The sequence below is a fragment of the Streptomyces sp. NBC_01341 genome (assembly GCF_035946055.1).
Classification (GTDB): Bacteria; Actinomycetota; Actinomycetes; order Streptomycetales; family Streptomycetaceae; genus Streptomyces.
On the sequence record NZ_CP108364.1, the window covers coordinates 2,675,634 to 2,696,452 of the forward strand.

The 20,819-nt window shown below is 73.2% G+C and carries 13 protein-coding genes; 3 read left to right on the plus strand and 10 right to left on the minus strand.

Features of this window, described 5'->3' with window-relative positions:
• Positions 1 to 40 precede the first annotated feature (40 nt).
• A complete protein-coding gene (locus OG206_RS11400) occupies positions 41 to 3,532 on the minus strand; it encodes an ATP-dependent helicase (RefSeq protein WP_327114938.1) in 3,492 nt (1,163 codons plus the stop codon).
• Positions 3,533 to 3,908: 376 nt separating this feature from the next.
• Positions 3,909 to 4,316: an MGMT family protein gene (locus OG206_RS11405; RefSeq protein WP_327122241.1), complete on the minus strand. Its 408-nt coding sequence runs from the start codon at positions 4,314 to 4,316 to the stop codon at positions 3,909 to 3,911.
• A 219-nt stretch (positions 4,317 to 4,535) separates the two neighbouring features.
• Between OG206_RS11405 and OG206_RS11410 the strand changes: the two genes are divergently transcribed.
• The 3 genes from OG206_RS11410 to OG206_RS11420 all read left to right on the plus strand — a co-directional run bounded on the left by OG206_RS11410 (position 4,536) and on the right by OG206_RS11420 (position 10,626).
• Complete coding sequence (locus tag OG206_RS11410; protein WP_327114940.1) at positions 4,536 to 7,328, plus strand: lysylphosphatidylglycerol synthase domain-containing protein; 2,793 nt, start codon at positions 4,536 to 4,538, stop codon at positions 7,326 to 7,328.
• Positions 7,329 to 7,405: 77 nt separating this feature from the next.
• Complete coding sequence (locus OG206_RS11415; RefSeq protein WP_327114942.1) at positions 7,406 to 9,001, plus strand: alpha/beta hydrolase; 1,596 nt, start codon at positions 7,406 to 7,408, stop codon at positions 8,999 to 9,001.
• Positions 9,002 to 9,075: 74 nt separating this feature from the next.
• A complete protein-coding gene (locus tag OG206_RS11420; RefSeq protein WP_327114944.1) occupies positions 9,076 to 10,626 on the plus strand; it encodes an alpha/beta hydrolase in 1,551 nt (516 codons plus the stop codon).
• Positions 10,627 to 10,803: 177 nt separating this feature from the next.
• Here OG206_RS11420 and moeZ read toward each other — a convergent pair whose 3' ends face one another.
• The 8 genes from moeZ to OG206_RS11460 form a co-directional block, all read right to left on the minus strand.
• Positions 10,804 to 11,982, minus strand: a complete 1,179-nt coding sequence (gene moeZ / locus OG206_RS11425; RefSeq protein ID WP_327114946.1) for an adenylyltransferase/sulfurtransferase MoeZ — start codon at positions 11,980 to 11,982, stop codon at positions 10,804 to 10,806.
• Between the two features lie 84 nt (positions 11,983 to 12,066).
• Complete coding sequence (locus tag OG206_RS11430; RefSeq protein ID WP_327114948.1) at positions 12,067 to 12,894, minus strand: spherulation-specific family 4 protein; 828 nt, start codon at positions 12,892 to 12,894, stop codon at positions 12,067 to 12,069.
• Positions 12,882 to 13,847 (minus strand): NAD-dependent epimerase/dehydratase family protein, encoded by a 966-nt coding sequence (locus OG206_RS11435; RefSeq protein WP_327114950.1) that lies wholly within the window; start codon positions 13,845 to 13,847, stop codon positions 12,882 to 12,884. The genes OG206_RS11430 and OG206_RS11435 overlap by 13 nt, the downstream gene beginning before the upstream one ends.
• A 135-nt stretch (positions 13,848 to 13,982) precedes the next feature.
• Positions 13,983 to 15,182: a hypothetical protein gene (locus OG206_RS11440; protein ID WP_327114952.1), complete on the minus strand. Its 1,200-nt coding sequence runs from the start codon at positions 15,180 to 15,182 to the stop codon at positions 13,983 to 13,985.
• A 34-nt stretch (positions 15,183 to 15,216) separates the two neighbouring features.
• Positions 15,217 to 16,998, minus strand: a complete 1,782-nt coding sequence (locus tag OG206_RS11445) for a DUF3492 domain-containing protein (RefSeq protein ID WP_327114954.1) — start codon at positions 16,996 to 16,998, stop codon at positions 15,217 to 15,219.
• 190 nt (positions 16,999 to 17,188) lie between these two features.
• Positions 17,189 to 18,853 carry an ABC transporter ATP-binding protein gene (locus OG206_RS11450; RefSeq protein ID WP_327114956.1) on the minus strand — a complete coding sequence of 555 codons (1,665 nt, stop codon included), beginning with the start codon at positions 18,851 to 18,853 and terminating at the stop codon, positions 17,189 to 17,191.
• Positions 18,850 to 19,839 carry an ABC transporter permease gene (locus OG206_RS11455; RefSeq protein ID WP_327114958.1) on the minus strand — a complete coding sequence of 330 codons (990 nt, stop codon included), beginning with the start codon at positions 19,837 to 19,839 and terminating at the stop codon, positions 18,850 to 18,852. The genes OG206_RS11450 and OG206_RS11455 overlap by 4 nt, the downstream gene beginning before the upstream one ends.
• Positions 19,836 to 20,819 (minus strand): ABC transporter permease, encoded by a 984-nt coding sequence (locus OG206_RS11460; RefSeq protein ID WP_327114960.1) that lies wholly within the window; start codon positions 20,817 to 20,819, stop codon positions 19,836 to 19,838. Before OG206_RS11460 ends, OG206_RS11455 begins: the two co-directional genes overlap by 4 nt.

Below are 20,819 nucleotides of genomic sequence, written 5' to 3' on the forward strand. Positions count from 1 at the left end.
GCACCGACAACACCGTCCCGCACGGATGCCGCCGGAAAGATCATTCGATGATCTGACGGCCTTCGGGCTGCGCGCTGCACGACGCCCGGAACGAGCAGTGGGTGCAGTGCTGACCCGTGGTGGGGGTGAAGCGTTCGTCCAGGACCCGGCCGGCCGCCGTGGCGAGCAGGTCCGAGACCCATTCCCCGGAGAGGGGCTCCTGGGCCTGCACCTTGGGAAGGGCGTCGCCGCCCTCCTTCTTCGGGGCGGGCTGGCGCAGCTGTACGAGCTCCGCTCCGCCGGATTCGGGGCGCCGGCCGTCGAAGACGTCGTCGACGGCCCCTTCCCCGACAGCCAGCTGATACACGGCGAGCTGGGGGTGGGAAGCCACCTCGTCCCTGGTCGGAGCCCCCTTGCCCGTCTTGAAGTCGACGACGTACGCCCGGCCCTCGGCGTCCTGCTCGACCCGGTCCATGGAACCCCGGATGCGCACCGCGTGCTCGCCCGCTTCGAGGGTGACGTCGAAGTCGTGCTCGCTGGCCGCGGGGGTGCGGCCGGACCGGTCCATGACGTGCCAGCTCAGGAAGCGCTCCAGGGCGGCGCGCGCCTGGTCCTTCTCCTGCTGCGACTTCCACGGGGCGTCGAACACCAGGCCGTCCCAGACGGAGTCGAGCCGTTCCATCAGCACGTCCAGATCGGCGGCGGTGCGTCCGGAGGCCACCTCGTCCGCCAGGACGTGGACGACGTTGCCGAAGCCCTGGGCGGCCGTCGCCGGGGCGTCGGCCTTCACCTCGCGGCCCAGGAACCACTGGAGGGCGCAGGTGTTGGCGAGCTGGTCGAGCGCGCTCCCGGAGAGCGCGACGGGGCGGTCCCGGTCGCGCAGCGGGACCTCGGAGCGGGTCGGCTCGTTCAGCCCCCACCAGCGGTGCGGATGGGCGGCCGGTACGAGCGGCCGGCCCTCGTCGTCGCTGAGCGCCGCGAGCCGGGCGAGCCGCCGGGCCGCCGCGTCGCGCAGGGCGTCCGAGGCGTCGGGGTCGACGGTCGTGGCCCGGAGCTCGGCGACGAGCGCGGCCACCGCGAGCGGCCGGCGGGGGCGGCCGGTGACGTCCCGGGGCTCGGCACCGAGCTCGGTGAGGAAGCGTGAGGGCTGGTCGCCGTCGTCGGCGGGGGCCTTGACGGCCGTGACGACGAGGCGGTCGCGGGCGCGGGTGGCGGCGACGTAGAACAGCCGTCGTTCCTCGGCCAGGAGCGCCCCCGGGGTGAGCGGCTCCGCCAGGCCGTCGCGGCCGATCCGGTCCGCCTCCAGGAGCGATCCGCGCCGTCGCAGGTCCGGCCAGAGCCCCTCCTGCACCCCGGCGACGACCACCAGGGGCCATTCCAGGCCCTTGGAGCGGTGCGCGGTCATCAGGCGTACGGCGTCGGGCCGTACGGCCCGCCGGGACAGGGTGTCGGCGGCGATGTCCTGGGCGTCGACCTCTTCGAGGAAGTTGAGGGCACCCCGCCCGCCGGTACGCTCCTCGGCCCGCGCGGCGGTGTCGAAGAGGGCGCACACGGCGTCGAGGTCCCGGTCGGCGTTCCGCCCGCCCGCACTGCCGCGCAGTGCGGCGCGCTCGAGCCGGCCGGGCCAGGGGGTGCCGTTCCACAGGGTCCACAGGGCCTCTTCGGCGGTGCCGCCGCCCTCGAGGAGCTCGCGCGCCTTCCGCAGGAGCGCGCCGAGGCGCTGCGCGCCCCGGGCGTAAGCGGGGTCGTGCGTGACCAGCCGTTCGGGCTCGGCGAGAGCTCTGGCCAGCAGCTCGCCGGACGGCGGTGGCACGTGGTTGCCGGCGGCCCGTTCCTCGTCGCGCAGGGCCCGGCCCAGGCGGCGCAGGTCAGCGGCGTCCATCGAACCGAGGGGCGAGGTGAGGAGGGCGAAGGCCGTCTCGGTGTCGAGCGGGCCGGACCGGCCGGCTCCCGCGCCGCCGTCGCCCTGGGCCCCGTCGCCCTCCGCGCCACCGCCGTCCCCGCCCCCGGAGACGCCGCGGGACTCCGCGGACCCGGACGCGGCGGATGACCCGGCAGATTCGGATGACTCGGATGACTCGGATGACTCGGATGACTCCGGCATACCGGACGTCGACCCCCCGCCGGGGAGCGCCGCCGTCGCCACGGTCCGCAGCGCCGTCAGGAGCGGGGCGACCGCGGGTTCGTGACGCAGCGGGAGATCGTCCCCGTCCACCTCCAGAGGGACCCCGGCGGAGGTGAGCGCCCGGCGCACGGCCGGGAGCGAGCGTCCCCCGGCGCGTACGAGGACCGCCATGTCCCGCCAGGGCACGCCGTCCTCCAGGTGCGCGCGCCGGAGCAGATCGGCGATGTTCTCCAGCTCGGCGGAGGCCGTCGGATAGGTGTACGCCTCGACACGCCCCCCCTCGCGTGCGGCGGCCGGCTCGCGATGGGCGCGGACCCTGTCCGAGGGCAGACGGGTGAGCGGCATACGGCGGGTGAGCAGCCGGGTGGCGGCGAGCAGCCGGGCGCCCGACCGGCGCGAGGTGGTGAGGACTCCGACGGGGGCACGCGCTCCGTCGGCGCGACGGAAGGCGTCGGGAAAGTCCAGGATGCCGTTCACGTCGGCGCCCCGGAAGGCATAGATCGACTGGTCGGGGTCACCGAAGGCGACCAGGGTCCGTCCGCCGCCGCCACCGGGGACGGCGCTCCCCCGATTTCCGGCGAGCGCGTGCAGCAGGCGCACCTGGGAGGGGTCCGTGTCCTGGTATTCGTCGACGAACACGGCGTCGTAGCTGCGGGCCAGCACCGCTGCCACCTCCGGGCGCTCCGCGAGGAGGACAGCGCGGTGGACCAGCTCGGCGTAGTCGAGGACACCCTGGGCGTCGAGGACGTCGAGGTACTCGGCGAGGAACTGTGCGGCGGCGCTCCAGTCCGGGCGGCCGGTGCGCCTGGCGAAGTCGGCGAGCGCGTCCGGGCCGAGGCCGAGTTCCCGGCTGCGCGCCAGCACCGCGCGCACCTCGTCGGCGAAGCCCCGGGTGGTCAGGCAGGCACGCAGCTCGTCCGGCCAGCGGACATGGGCGAGCCCCGTGCGTTCCAGGCCGATCTGGCCGGCGAGGAGTTCCCGGACGGTGACGTCCTGCTCGGGGCCGGACAGCAGGCGGAGCGGATCGGCGAACAGGTCGGCGTCCTGGTGGGCCCGGACCAGGGCGTAGCAGTACGAGTGGAAGGTGGTGGCCTGCGGCCCCCGGGCGCCGCCGAGCCGTGCCGCCATCCGGTCGCGCAGTTCGACCGCCGCCTTGCGGCTGAAGGTGAGGACCAGGATGCGGGCGGGGTCGGCCCCTCCTGCCACGCGCCGGGCGACGGCTTCGACCAGCGTCGTGGTCTTTCCGGTGCCCGGCCCCGCGAGGACCAGAAGCGGGCCGTCCCGGTGGTCGACCACGGCGCGCTGCGCGGCGTCCAGGAGAGGGGGCCGCGCGGAGCCCGGGGGTGTCCGCACCAGTCGGTACGCGCCCGGAGCCCGCCGCCGTGCCTGACGGTGCGGGCTGTTCCGGGTGGTGGAGGAGGAGCTCACGTGGATCGCCGGTCCTGATGGGTGTACTGGTCTGCGCGGTGGTCCGGCCCGAAGGGTGACGGCCGGGTGGTGCGGGCCGGAGCCGTGAAGGCCCGGTGATGACGGACAACGAACGAGGGAGCGAAGCGTGTCGCGTCCGGATGACGCTACGCCGTCGAGGGGACGCGACGCAGCGGGAGAGCCGTGTCCCGCGTCAGATGTGAACCCGGTGCGCCCCGCTCACCGGCCAGCCGCCTGTGCCTCCGGCGCACGATGGCCGAAGCTGTCGGATGTGAGCTTTCTCGCCCTCCCCCCGCACACCGCGCGCGTGGACGCCCTCCCCCCGCACACCGCGCGCGCCCGTGTCCGCGTGCCGGCAGCCGCTCCTGTCCGGGCCTCAGTCACGGTCGCCGTCGGTCCCGGGGCCGACGGCGGAGGTTCCGTCCCACCTGGCGCGCCGCATGTCGAGGCGCGGGAGGTGGCCGTCCGAGGACCGGGAGGCGGTACGCAGCGGTGTGCCCTCTTCGCGGTAGTGGTCCAGCGCCCGCAGTTCGTGGCCCGGCAGCAGCGCACCGTCGGCCCGGACCACGCGCCACCAGGGCCCCGCGGAGCCGTACAGGGCCATCACCCGGCCGACCTGTCTCGGTCCTCCGTCGCCCAGCCACTCGGCGACGTCGCCGTACGTCATGACGCGGCCGGGCGGGATCAGGTCCGCGACGTCCAGGACCCGCTCGGCGTAGGCGGGCAGTTCGGGGGCCGGGGGCGGTGTGCCCGTCCGTCCGCCGCTCGTCCGGTCTTCGCTCATCCGTCCCATCCTGCCGTACGCCACCGACAGCCGGGCCCGTCCGGTGTCGCCCCGGTCGCCCACCCCGCGGGCGCACGCCGGGGCGCGTGTGTTGCGCATCGCACCCGCACAATGCACCCTGATGCCCCCCTCTGTCTGCGGGCCGTGCCACCATCGTGCGGGCGGTGACCGGTGATACGAGAACACGAAGATCCATCAGAGGCGACGAAGGAGCAGGGCGTGCAGCCACCGAAGGCGGCGGACGCCTCTGATGCGGAGTCGCGCGCGGATACCTCCGGAGCACCGTCCGGCGGGCCGGACGACTTCCCGGACGAGCCTGCCGACGGCACCCGCCGTGACGGCTCACCGGAGGCCGGGAGTGCCCCGGAGCCGCCCCGTGAGAGGGCCTCGGGCTCGACGCTGTCCTCCGTCGCGGCGCTGAGCGACCGGGTGTCGGGCGACGAACCTCTGCTGCCCGCCCGGGTGCACCGCCCGTCCGATCTGCTGCGGCTCCTCATCGGTGTCCTCGCGATCGCGCTGCTGTTCTCCATCGCGGCGTTCGCGCAGGGGACCACCACCGGGCTCGAGAACGACATCTCCAAGGGCACGGACCAGGCGCCCGATCTGCTGATCAAGCTCGCCGGCCTGGTGTCCAGCATCGCCGTGCTCCTGGTGCCGGTCGCGTTCGCGATCGAGCGCCTGGTGAAACGCGACGGGCTGCGGATCGCGGACGGCGTCCTCGCCGCCGTACTGGCCCACGGGGTGACCCTGGCCACGGACCTCTGGGTGGCCAGATCGGCTTCCGGGACGATCCGGGACGCCCTGACGCAGCCCCAGCCCGGGGCGGCGCTCACCGACCCCGTGCACGGCTATCTGGCCCCGGTGATCGCCTATATGACCGCGGTGGGGATGGCCCGCAGACCCAGGTGGCGGGTGGTGCTGTGGGTGGTGCTGCTCCTCGACGCCTTCGCGATGCTGGTCGGCGGCTACACCACGCCGTTCTCGATCGTCCTCACGGTGCTGATCGGCTGGACCGTGGCCTACGGCACGCTGTACGCCGTCGGGTCACCGAACGTCCGCCCCACGGGTCAGCATCTGATGGCCGGTCTGCGCCACGTCGGCTTCCGTCCGGTGGCCGCGATGCGTACCGAGGAGTCGCATGACAACCTCGACCAGGGCGACCGGGGGCGCCGCTATCTGGTGACCCTGGAGGACGGGCCACCGCTGGACGTGACGGTCGTCGACCGTGAACAGCAGGCCCAGGGCTTCTTCTACCGGGTGTGGCGCAGGCTCACCCTGCGCAGCATCACCCAGCGCCGCTCCATCCAGTCCCTGCGCCAGGCGCTGGAACAAGAGGCGCTCCTCGCGTACGCCGCGATTGCCGCCGGAGCCAACGCGCCCAAGCTGATCGCGACCTCCGAGCTCGGCCCTGACGCCGTGATGCTGGTCTACGAGCACATCGGCGGGCGCTCGCTGGACTCGATGGAGGACCAGGAGATCACCGACGACCTGGTGCGGGGCGCCTGGCGCCAGGTGCGCGCGCTCCAGTCGCGACGCATCGCGCACCGCACACTCACCGGGGACTCGATCCTGGTGGATCGTTCCGGCACGGTGTTCGTCACGGACCTGCGGGGCGGCGAGATCGCGGCGGGCGACCTGATCCTGCGGATGGACGTCGCCCAGCTGCTGACCACCACCGGACTGCGGGTGGGCGCGGAGCGGGCCGTCGCCGGGGCTCTCGCCGTCCTCGGGCCGGACGCGGTGGCCGACTGCCTGCCGCTGCTCCAGCCGATCGCCCTGAGCCGCTCGACCCGGGCGACCCTGCGAAGGCTCGCCCGGGAACGTTCGCAGCGCGAGCGCGAGGCGGTGCTGGAAGCCTCGCAGGCGGCCAAGCAGGCCAGGGCGGAGGAACACGACACCGCGGAGTCCGGCGACCGCAAGGCCGTCCGCAAGTCGCTCCGCACCGAGAAGCAGGCGGAGAAGCGGGCGATAGACGATGCCCTGGAAGAGGCCCGCGAGGAGGACATGCTGGCGCAGATCCGGCGCCAGGTGCTGCTGATCCGCCCGCAGGCCCCGGTCGAACCGGTGCAGCTGGAGCGCATCAAGCCGCGCACCCTCTTCACCTTCATCGCGGGTTCCATCGCCGCCTACTTCCTGATCTCGCAGGTCACCGAGGCCGATTTCGGCACGGTGGTGGAACAGGCGGAGTGGGGCTGGGTGGCTGCGGCGCTGGGCTTCTCCGCGCTGAGCTACGTCGCCGCGGCGATGAGCCTGCTCGGCTTCGTGCCCGAGCGGGTGCCGTTCGGGAAGACGGTGCTGGCGCAGGTGGCCGGGTCGTTCGTGAAGATCGTGGCGCCCGCCGCGGTCGGCGGTGTGGCGCTGAACACCCGTTTCCTGCAGCGCGCGGGGGTGCGCCCCGGTCTCGCCGTGGCGAGCGTCGGCGCGTCCCAGCTGTTCGGCCTCGGCTGTCACATCCTCCTGCTGGCGCTCTTCGGATACCTGACGGGCACGGAGAAGACCCCGGACTCGCTCACCCCGTCGAGGACGGTGATCGCGGGCCTGCTGACGGTCGCGGTGCTCGTGCTCGTGGTGACCGCGATCCCGTTCCTCAGGAAGTTCGTGGTCACCCGGGTGCGGTCGCTGTTCGCCGGGGTCGTACCGCGCATGCTGGACGTCGTGCAGCGGCCGCAGAAACTGATCACCGGCATCGGCGGCATGGTGCTGCTGACGGGTCTGTTCGTCCTCTGCCTCGACGCGTCGATCCGGGCGTTCAGCGGCCCAGGCGTCCCCCAGCTCAGCTACGCCAGCATCGCGGTCGTCTTCCTCGCGGGCAACGCCCTGGGGTCCGCGGCGCCCACCCCCGGTGGTGTGGGCGCGGTGGAGGGCGCGCTGACGCTGGGACTGATCGCGGTCGGCCTCCCCAAGGAGGTCGCGGCGCCGGCGGTGCTCCTGTACCGCGTGATGACGCTCTGGCTGCCGGTGCTCCCCGGCTGGATCTGCTTCAGTCAGCTGACGCGCAAGGGGGAGCTCTAGAACACGCGCGCGAGGCTGCGCCACTCGCATGGACCGCGTCCCGCGCGGTGCCCCACGTCCCGCCGCACGATGGGTCCATGAGGACCTCCCCCGCCCTGCGTGCCGCCGCCCTCGCCACCACCGCCACCGTGCTGCTGCCGCTGGCCGGATGTTCCGACGGCGACGACGGGGGGTCCGGGACATCGACGCCGACGGTCGCCTCGACCGCGGCGCCGACCGCGACGGCGCGGAAGCTGACCTCCCAGAAGCTCGACTGGAAGCCCTGTCCGGCCCCCAACGCCGCCCAGGGCACGGGCACGGCCCCCTCTCCCCTGCCGGGCGGCGCGGCCTGGCAGTGCTCCTTCATGGACGCGCCCCTCGACTACGCGGATCCGGACAGCCGCACCATCGAACTGGCGCTCATCCGTGCGGTCGCCAGGAACCAGGACCGCCGGATCGGTTCGCTGATCTTCAACTTCGGCGGTCCGGGAGCCTCCGGTGTCGCGACGCTGCCTTCCTTCGGCACGGACTACGACACTCTTCGCACCCGGTACGACCTGGTGAGCTTCGACCCCCGGGGGATCGGCCGGAGCGAAGGCGTCGAGTGTTCGGACGACGAGACGCTCGACGCGCGCTACGAGAAGGACGGCACCCCTGACGACGCCGAGGAGGAGAAGGCCTTCGTCGAGGACCAGGAGTCCTACATCGCGGACTGCGAGAAGAATTCCGGGGACGAGCTCCCGTACGTCGGCACGACCAACGCGGCCCGGGACATGGACCTGCTGCGCCAGGTGCTCGGCGACGACAAGCTGTACTACTTCGGGATCTCCTACGGCACCGAACTCGGCGGCGTCTACGCGCACCTGTACCCGAAGAACGTCGGACGGGCCGTCCTCGACGCCGTCGTCGACCCGACGGAGGACGCCCTGGAGTCCTCGCTCGGCCAGGCGGAGGGTTTCCAGCTCGCCCTGGACAACTTCGCCGCCGACTGCGCCGAACGCGACGACTGCCGGATCCCCGGGGCCACCTCCAAGGAGGTGCAGGACTGGATCGCCGGCGTCCTCGCCAAGCTGGAGAAGAAGCCCGTCCCGGGTCTGGGCGAGCGGGAGCTGACGGAGACCCAGGCCACGACCGGGATCGCCTCGGCCCTCTATTCCAAGGAAACCTGGCCGCTGCTGGAACAGGGGCTCGACGAAGCGGACGGCGGCAACGGCGGACTGCTGCTCGCGCTCGCCGACTCGCTGAACGGCCGTTCCGAGGACGGCCACTACGACAACTCCAACGCCGCCAACGCGGCCGTCAACTGCGCCGATTCCAGGCAGCGCTTCACCCTGGAGCAGACCAGGAAGGCGCTCCCGCGCTTCCGGGAGGCCTCGCCCGTCTTCGGTGACTACCTGGGCTGGGGCCTGATGTCCTGCACCGGGTGGCCCGTCACGGGTGCCTGGGAGACGCCGGACGTCAGCGCGCCCGGATCGGCCCCGATCCTGGTCATCGGCAACACCGGCGACCCCGCGACCCCTTACGCCGGCGCGAAGGCGATGGCCACGGAACTCGGCAAGGGCGTCGGGATCGAGCTCACCTACAAGGGCGAGGGTCACGGGGCGTACAACGGCGGCAGCACCTGCGTGCAGAAGGCGGTGGACGGCTACCTGCTGGAGGGCAAGGTGCCCAAGTCGGGAACAGTCTGCGGGTGACCGCTCGTTGGACGGCCTGACAGCGGTACCCGGCACGAGCCCGGGCCACCGGCGGGGACGGGGAGGGGATGAGGATGCGCGTTCGCGGAAGGGCCCGTGGCGCCGGGGCCGCGGCCTGCGCCGCACTGCTGACGACGGCGCTGCTCGCGGGCTGCGACAGCGGCCCGACGTCTCCCCCGGCGTCGAAGGGGCCGCGCCCGCAGGCGTCGGACGGCTCCCCGGCCGGAGCGTCCGCGTCGTCCCGGCCGTTGGACTGGAGGCGATGCCGGGCCCCGGAGGGCGGCGAGGCGCCCGGCCCGGCCTGGCGGTGCGCGACCGTCCGGGTCCCCCTCGACCACGCGGAACCGGACGGGAGGACGATCGGGATCGCCCTGATCCGCAAACCGGCCACCAGGAAGAGCGAGCGGCTGGGTTCGATGCTCTTCGACTTCGGCGGCCCCGGCGGTTCCGGCGTCGGTATCCTGCCGCGTGCGGCCGCCTCGTACGGGGAGCTGAACACCCGTTACGACCTGGTGGGCTTCGACCCGCGTGGAGTCGCGGCCAGTGAAGGGGTCCGCTGCCGCGACGACGAGGAGCAGGAGAAGAGTTACCGCGAGATCGACATGACCCCGGACACGTCCGCCGAGGAGGCCGCGTTCGTCGCGGACGGCACGGCCTTCGGTGCGGGCTGCGAGCGGCTCTCCGGCACGGTGCTCCCGCACGTCGGTACGACGAGCGCCGCCCGGGACATGGACCTGATCCGCGCCGCGCTCGGTGACGGGAAGCTGTCGTACTTCGGCATCTCGTACGGCACGGAGCTCGGCGGCACCTACGCCCACCTGTTCCCGGAGCGCGTCGGCCGGGTCGTGCTGGACGCCGTGGTCGATCCGACCGCGGACTCCGTGGGCCACGCCCGCAACCAGGCGACGGGCTTCCAGCGGGCTCTGGAGAACTACTTCCGGGACAGCGGCCGGGACCCCGAGGCGGGCACCCGCCGCACGGCCGCCCTGCTCGGGCGGCTCGACGGCGATCCGTTGCCGACCTCCTCCGGCCGCGAGCTCAACGAATCGCTCGCGGTCACCGGCATCGTGACGCCCCTCTACTCGAAGAGCGGCTGGCCGTCGCTGACGGCCGCGCTCGACGAGGCCGAGAACAGCGGCAGGGGCGACCGCCTGCTGGAACTGGCCGACTCGTACAACGGCCGCGACGGGAACGGGCACTACGACACCCAGAACCACGCGCAGCGGGCGATCTCCTGCGCCGACACCAGGGCGAGACCCACGGCCTCCGAGGCCCGCGCGCTCCTCCCCGAGTTCCGGAGGCTCTCACCCGTCTTCGGCCCGTTCCTCGCCTGGGACACGGCCGGCTGGTGCGCGGGGTGGCCGGTCGAGGGCGAGCACGACACCCCCGAGACCTCGGCCCCGGGCGCCGCCCCGATCCTGGTCATCGGCACGACCGGCGACCCGGCGACGCCGTACGAGGGCGCGCGGCGGATGGCGGACGAACTGGGCGAGGGGGTCGGCGTCGTGGTGACCAACAAGGGCGAGGGGCACGGGGCGTACGGCGAGAGCACCTGTGTGACCTCGCTGGTCGACGCCTACTTCCTGGACGGCGAGGTACCGGCGGACGGACGCACCTGCTCCTGACGCCCGGAGACCCGGGGAAGCAGGGAGACGGGGCCGGCGGGCATGCGAAAGGGCCGGCTCCGCACGGAACCGGCCCTTCACAGGTCGTGCCCGGTCCAGGGACTCTCGTTCGGATCAAGCTGGGCTCCGCGGGGCCTGGCACCGCACGCTGATCCAGCCTGATCCAAGCGACTGACCCTAGTAGACCGGCTTCTCGGGCTCGATCTGGTTGACCCAGCCGATGACGCCGCCGCCGACGTGCACCGCGTCGGCGAAGCCCGCCGACTTGAGGACCGCGAGAACCTCGGCGCTGCGGACGCCGGTCTTGCAGTTCAGGACGATGCGCCTGTCCTGGGGAAGGTCCTGGAGGGCGTTGCCCATGAGGAACTCGTTCTTCGGGACCAGCCGGGAGCCGGGGATCGAGACGATCTCGTACTCGTTCGGCTCGCGGACGTCGATGATCTCGATCTTCTCGTCGCCGTCGATCCACTCCTTGAGCTGCTTGGGAGTGATCGTGGAACCGGCCGCCGCCTCCTGGGCCTCCTCGGACACGACGCCGCAGAAGGCCTCGTAGTCGATGAGCTCGGTGACGGTGGGGTTCTCTCCGCAGACCGCGCAGTCGGGGTCCTTGCGGACCTTGACCTGGCGGTACTGCATCTCCAGCGCGTCGTAGATCATCAGACGGCCGACCAGCGGGTCACCGATGCCGGCGAGCAGCTTGATGGCCTCGTTGACCTGGATGGAGCCGATGGACGCGCAGAGCACACCCAGGACACCGCCCTCGGCGCAGGAGGGGACCATGCCGGGCGGCGGCGGCTCCGGGTAGAGGCAGCGGTAGCAAGGTCCGTGCTCGGACCAGAACACGGACGCCTGGCCGTCGAAGCGGTAGATCGAGCCCCAGACGTACGGCTTGTTCAGCAGGACCGCGGCGTCGTTGACGAGATAGCGGGTGGCGAAGTTGTCCGTGCCGTCCACGATCAGGTCGTACTGCGCGAAGATGTCCATCACGTTGTCGGCTTCGAGCCGCTCCTCGTGAAGGACGACGTTGACCAGGGGGTTGATCCCCTGCACGGTCTCCTTGGCGGACTGGGCCTTGGACTTGCCGATGTCGGCCTGACTGTGGATGACCTGACGCTGCAGGTTCGACTCGTCGACCTCGTCGAACTCGACGATGCCGAGCGTGCCGACACCGGCCGCGGCCATGTACATCAGGGCCGGCGAACCGAGGCCGCCGGCGCCGACACAGAGCACCTTGGCGTTCTTCAGCCTCTTCTGACCGTCCATCCCGACATCCGGGATGATCAGGTGGCGGGAGTACCTGCGGACCTCATCGACGGTGAGCTCGGCAGCCGGCTCGACCAGGGGTGGCAGCGACACACGAACCTCAACAATGCAGGTGGTCGGTTTCTACGTACTTCATCAACGTACGGTTGTTCTCCCGTAACACTGCCACGCCGCCTGTCATTCCGAGATACCAGGTCCGATCCGCGAGACGAATTCGTCCCAGTAGCTGGGCAGCGTCTCGAATGGGTCGGTTTGTCCCCTCATGCCGTCCCGGTCCGTGAAGAAGACCGTGCCCGCGCCCTGCCAGCGGGCGATCCGCATGGCCTCCTCGAGGTGGGTGCGCGGGACGCCGTGCACGAAGTGGGCGAAGCGGCCCGGCTCGTAACCCGCGGTCCACTCGGCCACCTGGGACCAGCGGTAGTCGGCCCACGCACCGCGGAAGGTCACCAGCTGGTCGGCGGCCTCCGCGTACCCCGGATACGGATGGGTGTCGTGGCCCAGGACCAGCCGCCCGCCCGCCGGGTCCACGCGGTCGCTGTCGGCCAGGAGCCCGCTGAGGGTACTGGTCAGACGGCGGACCGCCGGGAGCAGGTCGCGCCCGCCCGGGCAGCGGTCGAGATAGAAGCCGCCGACGCGGTACCAGTCGAGGTAGGACTGGGCGTCGGCGACGATCTCGCCGAAAGGACGGCCCCCGAAGGCCAGGTCGAGGTGACCCAGCAGCCGGCCGCCCGCCGCCCGGACGGCGTCGTCGGGCACCTCCCCGTGCAGGGCACGCTCGCGGGCGTTCCGCAGCCGGCCGGCCGCCTCCAGGCAGTGCGGGTCGGGCCGGGTGCCCGGCCCGTCGTCGATGTTGAGCACCGCCCAGTGCAGGGGTGTGCCGGGCCTGCTGAGCCCGGCCCATTCGGCGGGTGCGAGCAACGGGTGGGCGTAGCCGGGCACGCCCACGCCCAGCTGCTCGGCGCCACCGGTCCGCACGGCGGCTCCGGGCCGGGTCAGATGCGGCACGCCGCCTCCATCCAGATGTCGGCGAGGGACTCCTCCAGGTTGATGCGGGGGCGCCAGCCCAGCCGGTCCCGGGCGGTGCGTACGTCGGCCTGCTGCCAGGCTCCGCAGCCGTCGGGGTAGGGCGACGGGGTGACGGCCAGCTGCTCCACCACGGATTCCGCCGAGGCCCGCGGAGCTCCGATCGGCAGCCGGGAGGGAGGCGTGTCCAGCTCGTGCAGCGCGCCGGTGTATCCGGCCACCCGGGCGAGGACGGCGGCCGCGTCACGCAGCCGTACGGCCCGGCCCGTACCGATGTTGACCACGCCCTGGGCGGCGGAGAGCGAGGCCGCGTGCACGGCTCGCGCCACGTCCCGTACATCGACGAAGTCGCGCTGCACCCCGAGGCCGCTGAGCTTGAGCTCGGGGTCGCCGGCCTGCATGGCGCGCCGCATCGTCTCCGCGAGCCTGCCCAGCGGGGAGCCTGCGGGAGTGCCGGGCCCGACCGGGGAGAAGACCCGCAGCACGACCGCGTCCAGACCGGAGCCGAGGACGAGTTCGGTGGCGGCCAGCTTGCTGACGCCGTACGGGCCGCCGGGACGGGGTACCGCGTCCTCGGCGGTGGACGAGCCGGGCTGCGAAGGCCCGTACTCGGAGGCGCAGCCGACCTGGACGAGCCGGGCGCTGCAGCTGCTGCGGCGCATGGCCTCGCAGACCGTGGCGACCGCGACGGTGTTGTGCCGGGTCAGATCGCGGGCGCCTCCCCGGGTGGCACCCGCGCAGTTGACGACGACCCCCGGGTGGACGGCGTCCAGGAAGCGGGTGAGCGCACCCGGGCTGCCGCCGGCGAGGTCGAACCGCACGTCGGCGTCGTCGCCGCGGCCGAGCGCCGTGAGGTGCACGGCCGGGTCGGCGAGCAGCCGGTCCGCGACGAAGCGGCCGAGGAATCCGTTGGCTCCGAGCAGCAGAACCCTCATCGCGCACCCCTTCGGTGCCGACGGCGCGGTGCCGGTGCGGGGGATTGGCGGGTCATGTCCGGTGTCTCCTTGAGGAAGGTGTGGGGCGGGAGGGGAGACCCGCGGCGTCGGCTCCGCGGGGGTGGGGCGGTCCGGCTACGCCGGGGCGTGGGCGGAGGCCCGGGTGAGGGTGACCGATGCGTGGAGCAGCAGCGCGAGGGCGGCGACCCCGCAGGCGAGGGCGGACACGCCGCCGGGTCCCGCCACGGCGACGAGCGAGTCGACCGGCCGGGCGAGGAGGTCGAGGCCCGGCAGCCGTCCGGAGAGGACCAGAAAGGGGGCCGCCACCTCGACGGCGCAGGCGGCTGCCAGTCCGGTGGCGGCGGGTTCGGGGAAGCCGTGGACGGCGAGCAGCCGGGCCAGGAACAGCAGCAGGCCGAGAGCGGCCGCGCCCGTGGGGACACCGTGCTTTCCGCCGTATCCGAGGTCGGCGAGGAAGAGGAGGGCGGCCAGTGCGCAGAGCAGGAGCGCCACGACGGCGAGGAGCAGGGGGCGTACGCCGGCGCCGAACTCCGCCAGGGCGTGCGAGGCCGCGAGGCGGCGGCGCGCGTGCACGGCGAAGAGGTGGGCGCACCAGGCCGCCGGGACCGGTGCCAGTGCCAGCCCCAGCAGGGGGGCGGGCGAGGCCGCCCAGGCGCCGTCGGGGCCGCCGCTGATGACCTGGGCGATGAGGTCGTCGCCGTACACGGTGTACCCGAGGAGCCAGCAGACGTAGAGCGTGACGCCCCCGACGCCGTCCGGGGCGCGCAGCGGGCCGTCGCGCAGGCACAGCCGGAGCCCGAGGACGACGAGAAGTGCTCCTGCGGCGGTCATCGCGAGACGGGCCTCCCCGCCGAGCACTCCTTCGGTGGCCCGGAGCGCTCCGGCTGTTACGAGGCAGGCCGCGCCGGGCAGCAGGGCGGACAGCGTCCATCCGGCGTTCCCTTCCTCGCCGGGGCCGGGGTGTGGCTGCGGCGGGCGGGGCGCCGGCGTGGACCTGCGCGTGCCGGGGAAGCGGGCGTAGAGCTCCTCCGCGAGCGAGAAGACGTCGCGGTGCCGGTAGCGGGCCGCGGTGCGGTCGGTGAGGCCGTGCGCCTCCAGGCCGGCGGCGATCTCCAGGGGATCGACGGCGCGCTCGCAGAGGTCGCGGTGGCGGTGCAGGAGCACTGTCACCGGGTCGGCGGGGCCGCGCCTCGTGACGGCCCTGCGGGCGGGGCGGTAGGCGATCTCGGGCGCCCGGACGGCGGAGCCGACCGCTGCCCCGCTCAGGTCCGCGGGTTCCCGCCCGGCGTCCGGGGCGTCGGTCGGTCCGCCCATGGGGGCACCTCCGTGGTCGTGGCCGCTCGTCTCGTCATGCATCGCCGTCCCCCGCTCCGCGTGCGCCCGCGCACACGCCCTCGACGCCGAGGGGCCGGCTCGACTGCCTGCCCGAACCGGTCGCGACCGGTTCGGGCCGGGGAGGCCGTACGCCCATGACGTGTGCCTCCGGGGGCGTGGCGAAGGGCCGGGGCGGCCCGGCGGGGCCGGCCGGGGCGGCCCACCGGGCAGGGGCCTGCCCCACCAGGTCCAGGTAGATCTCGCGGAACGCGGCGAGGTTCTGCTCCACGGTGAAGAGTTCGAGCGCCCTGGCGCGTGCGGCGGCCCCCAGACGCGCCCGGCGCTCGGGGTCGCGCAGGAGCGCCACGCACGCGTCGGCGAGCGCCCGCGGATTGCGCGGGGGCACGACCAGTCCCGTGCCTCCGACGATCTCGACCACAGCCCCCACGTCGGTCGAGACGGTGGCCCTTCCGCAGAACATCGCCTCGACGAGGCTGATGGGAAAGCCCTCCACGACGCTGGACAGCACGACGACCCCGCCTGCCGCGTAGGCCTCCGCGAGGTCCGGGACCTCAGGTCCGCCGATCTCCTCGAAGGTGACGGGGCTGTCCCCCACGGTGTGCGCGTCCGTGGCCTCGTCGGGGAAGAGCTGGGCGGCGAGTGCCTTGCACCGGTCCAGGTACGTGTCGCCCTCGGCCCCCGGGACCGGGGCACCGAAGATGCGCAGCCGGGTGTCCGGCTCGGCCCGGCGCACCTCGGCGAAGGCGTGCAGCAGCGCGATCAGGTCCTTGGCGGGTTCGACGCGGCCGATCCACACCAGCGTGCCGGGGCCGCCGCCGTCGTCCCCCTCCCCCACGTCGCCGAAGCGCCGCGCCTCCATCCCCGGGTACACCGTGCGGAGCTTGCCGCGGTCGGCTCCGAACCGCTCCTGCCAGCGGCGGACATGGGTGTTGCCGGGGGTGATGAGCGCGGCCTGCCGGTAGACCTCGGAGGCGAGGAGCCCGTGGAAGGTGGCCAGCAGGGCGCGTACGGGTGCGCCGAGTGTGCCCTCGGGCGCCGCGAGGTAGTGGGCGCGCAGCGGTACGCCGTGTTCCGTCACCAGCAGCGGTACGCCGAAGAAGCGTTTGGCCAGCAGCCCCGGAAGGGCCGCGGCGCCCCCGGAGGCCGCGTGGCACAGATCGACCGCACCGAGCCCGTCCTCCTCGTACCAGTCGAGGGACAGCGGACGCAGGGCGCACTCCAGCGCGGCGGCGAAGGCGAGGTAGTCGGGGACGGTGGCGCTGTGCACGGTCCGCCCGGTCCCCGGGGCACGGCAGGAGGACTCGACGATGCGTACGGTCGCCTCCGAACGCAGGGCGGTGTGCAGTCCCCCGCGGTCCCGGGCCAGTTCGGCGAGCCCGTACAGGCCCTCCGTGAAGCGGGCGGCGGCGACGGTGTCCACGAGGTCCCCGGACTCCGGTCCCGTGTCGCCGCCCGCGCAGACCGCGCCGACGAGTTGCGTCACGTGCGCCGTGAAGCGCTGCCGGTCCCGTCTCCCGTACGAGCGCCCGAGGCCGGTGGCGAAGTTGCGCGGCAGGCCCCGGGCGCGGCGGGCGTGCAGGGCGTCGTCCTCGCAGGTCCACAGCGGCGCGGTCCGCACCCGGCCGACCCGGTCGGGAAGCCTGACCCAGCCCTGCTGTTCCTGCTCGGCGGAGCGGCTGAGCGCGAAGAGGTCGAACTCGTGCTGCGGCAGACCGCGCACCAGACGGTCGCACCAGAGTCTGGACTCACCGGTCGCATACGGATAGCCACCGTCCGTGAGGAGTCCGATCCGCACGAGCACACCCCCTGATCTCCCTTGTGGGCAGCCGCCGTTGATCGGCGACTCACAGCGGGACGACCGTAAGCGGATATGCGGGTGGTGCGACGGACGGTTGTCCGTCGCACCACCGAAAGGGGTGAACCGGCGTAACTTTCCCGCACCGGTCGCGTTCAGTTGCGACAATGCCCCGCAGTGTCACGGAGAGTCAGGCTGCGGCCAGTTCCTCGCGGGCCGCGCGGCGCAGGGCCGCGACCCCGGGGTCGAGTGCGGGCACCGCCGCCAGGAGCTGCCGGGTGTACGCATCCCGCGGCGACCCGTACACCTCGTCCACCGCGCCCTGCTCGACGATCCGGCCCTGCCGCATGACCGCCACCCGATCGCTGACCTGGCGTACGACGGCCAGGTCGTGGGCGATGAAGACGAGCCCGATGCCCAGTTCGCGCTGGAGTTCCGCGAGCAGGGCGATCACCTGGGCCTGGGTCGTGACGTCCAGTGCGGAGACCGGCTCGTCGCACACGATCAGCTTCGGATCGGCAGCGAGGGCCCGCGCGATGCCGACCCGCTGCCGCTGACCGCCGCTGAACTCGTGCGGGTAGCGCTCGTACCGGCCGGCGTCGAGGCCCACCCGCTCCAGCAGTTCACCGACCCGGTTGCGGATCAGCCTCTCGTCCGTCTCCCCCGCCGCCCGGAGCGGGTCGGCCACGGACTCACCGATCGAGCGGCGCGGGTTGAGCGAGGCGACCGGGTCCTGGAAGACCATCTGGATCTCGCGGCGGAAGGGGCGCAGCGCCCTCTCCGGCAGCGAGCCGATCTCCTCGCCCCGGTACCGCAGCCGCCCGGCCGTCGGATCGAGCAGCCGCACGAGCATGCGTCCGAGCGTGGTCTTGCCACTGCCGCTCTCACCCACGATGCCGAGCGTCTCGCCCGCGCGGACCGTGAGCGAGACCCCGTCCACGGCGGTGACCCGGCCGGAGCCGCGGCCGAACTCGCGGCTGAGGCCGACGGCTTCGAGCAGGGGCGGCCCGTCCTGCGCCGGCACGGGCGCGGCCGCCTCGGCCGCCTCGGCCGCCGGCACCCTCGTGCGCTTCGCGTCCACCCTGGGCACCGCCGCCAGCAGCTCACGGGTGTACGGCTGCCGGGGCGACCCCAGCACCTCGGCGACAGGTCCGCGCTCCACCGCCCGGCCGTGCTGCATCACGAGGACGTCGTCGACGCTCTCGGCCGCGACGCCCACGTCATGGGTGACCAGCAGCAGCCCCATGCCCGTCTCCCGGCGCAGATCGTGCAGCAGATCGAGGATCTGGGCCTGCACGGTGACGTCCAGTGCGGTCGTCGGCTCGTCGGCGATCAGCAGCCGCGGCTCGCAGGCCAGCGCCATCGCGATCAGGGCGCGCTGCCGCATTCCGCCGGAGAACTCGTGCGGCCGCGACCGCGACCGCCGCTCCGCGTCGGGTATCCCGACCCGGTCGAGCACCTCGACGGCCCGCGCCCGCGCCGCCCGCCGGGAGGCCCGGGTGTGGACCCGGTACACCTCGGCGATCTGGTCACCGACCGCGTAGTACGGGTCCAGCGAGGACAGCGGGTCCTGGAAGACCATCGCGGCCTTGGCCCCGCGCAGCGCGCGCAGTTCCGCGTCACCGGCCGTCTGCACGTCCACCCCGGCGACCCGGACCGAGCCGCCGACCGTGGCGCCCGTCCCCCGGTGGAGCCCGAGCAGGGCCCACGCCGACGCGCTCTTGCCGGAGCCGGACTCGCCGACGACGCCGAGAGCGGCCCCCTCCTCCAGCGTGAACGACAGGCCGTCCACGGCCTTCACACCGTCCGTGCCGTCGAAGGAGACGGTCAGACCGGAAACCTCGACCAGGCTCATGCCAGCACCACCCGACGGTCGGCCATCGCCTGCAGGATGTCCGCGACGGCATTGGCAAGGACGACGAAGAAGCCGGTGACGAGCACCAGGCCGACGACGACCGGCAGGTCGACGTTCTTCACGGCGTCGACGAGTTCGCGTCCGACGCCGGGAATGTTGAACAGCGACTCGGTGAGGACGGCTCCGCCGAACATCGAGCCGATGTCCAGCGCGCCGAGCGCGATCACGGGGCCGAGCGCGCCGCGCAGCGCGTGCCGCCCGACGAGCCTGCGCTCACTCACCCCGTACGCACGGAAGGTGCGCACATGGTCCTCGGCGAGGGTCTCCAGCATCGATGCCCGGGTCATCCGGGCGTACGGCGCGGCGGAGACCAGGGCCAGGGAGACCCAGGGCAGCAGGAGGTTCCAGGCCCATTGTCCGGGGTTCTCGGTGAGCGGTACGTAGTCGGGGAAGGGCAGCAGCTGCAGCGCCGAGCAGAAGACGATGATCAGCAGCAGACCGATGACGAAGACGGGCGTGGCCAGGCCGGCCAGGGTCAGGCCGGTGAGGAGACGCTCGGTCGCCCGGCCGCGCCGCCAGACCGACAGCAGCCCGGTGCCGACGCCGAGCACGACCCACAGCACGAAGGCGCCGATGGCGAGCGAGGCGGTGGCCGGGAGCTTGGTCAGGATCATCTGGGTGACCTGCTCGTCGTTCTGGTAGGAGCGTCCGAGGCAGGGTGCCTGGCAGTGCAGGATCCCGGTACCGGTCGAGTAGTCGCGGCCTGCGAAGATCCCCTGGAGGAAGTGGGCGTACTGCAGGTACAGCGGGTCACCGAGACGCAGTTGGTCGCTGACCTGTGCCACCTGGGCGGGCGAGCAGCGCGGACCGCAGGCGATCTGCGCGACGTTGCCCGGGGCGACGTAGAAGGCGGCGTAGACGACGACGCTGAGGGCGAGGAGCACGAAGACGGCCCCGCCGACGCGCCGCAGCATGAACCGGGTCATGCTCCGGCCTCCTTCTTGCGCCCGGTGCCGATCCGCAGCCGGGAGGCGACACGCGGATCGAGTGCGTTGCGTACGCCTTCACCGAGGACGGTCAGCGCCAGCACGGTGACGAAGATCAGCAGGGCGGGGATCAGCAGATAGGTGGGCGCCGCCTGGTACCAGGTGTCGGCGTCGCTGAGCATCTGTCCCCAGGACGGCGTGGGCGGCTTGATGCCGACGCCGAGGAAGGACAGCGCCGCCTCGACGACGATGTCGCCGGGGAAGAGCAGCACGGCGTAGGTGATGACGGGAGCGGCCAGCGCGGGCAGCAGTTCGCGCCGGGCGATCCGCCAGGCCCCCCAGCCGCTGAGCCGGGCGGCCGCCACGTGGTCGAGCGATTTCAGCGCGAGGGTCTTGGCACGCACGATCTTGGAGATGCCGGACCAGCCGACCAGGCCGACGATCACGGCGATCAGCACCGGGCGGGGGAAGCCGGCGGGGACGACGGCGAGGGCGCCCAGGGCGATCACCATGACGGGCAGGGCGACGACGACGTCGGTGACGCGGCTGAGCGCCTGGTCGACGAGGCGGTTGCCGAGTCCGGCGGCGAGCCCGACGGCCACACCGATGATCACCTGGAGCAGGGTCGCGCCCAGCGCGACGCCGAGCGACACCCTGGCGCCGTAGACGACACGGGCGAAGAGATCGCGACCGGTGAGCGGTTCGACGCCGAGCCAGTGGTCGGCACTGATCCCGCCGAACGAGCCCAGCGGCACACCGCCGGTCGCGGAGTCGACGAGGTCCGTGTGGTACGTGGTGGGGTCCTGGCCCTCGATGCCCGCGAGCAGCGGGGCGGCGAGCGCGACCAGGACCAGCAGGGCGACGATCACGGCCGCCACGGCGGCGGAGCGCCGGGCGCGCAGCCTCCGCCAGAACGAGGAGGCCCCGGAGGCGGGGGCCTGCACGGCCCCCGCCTCCTTGACCAGCAGAGCTTCGGCCAT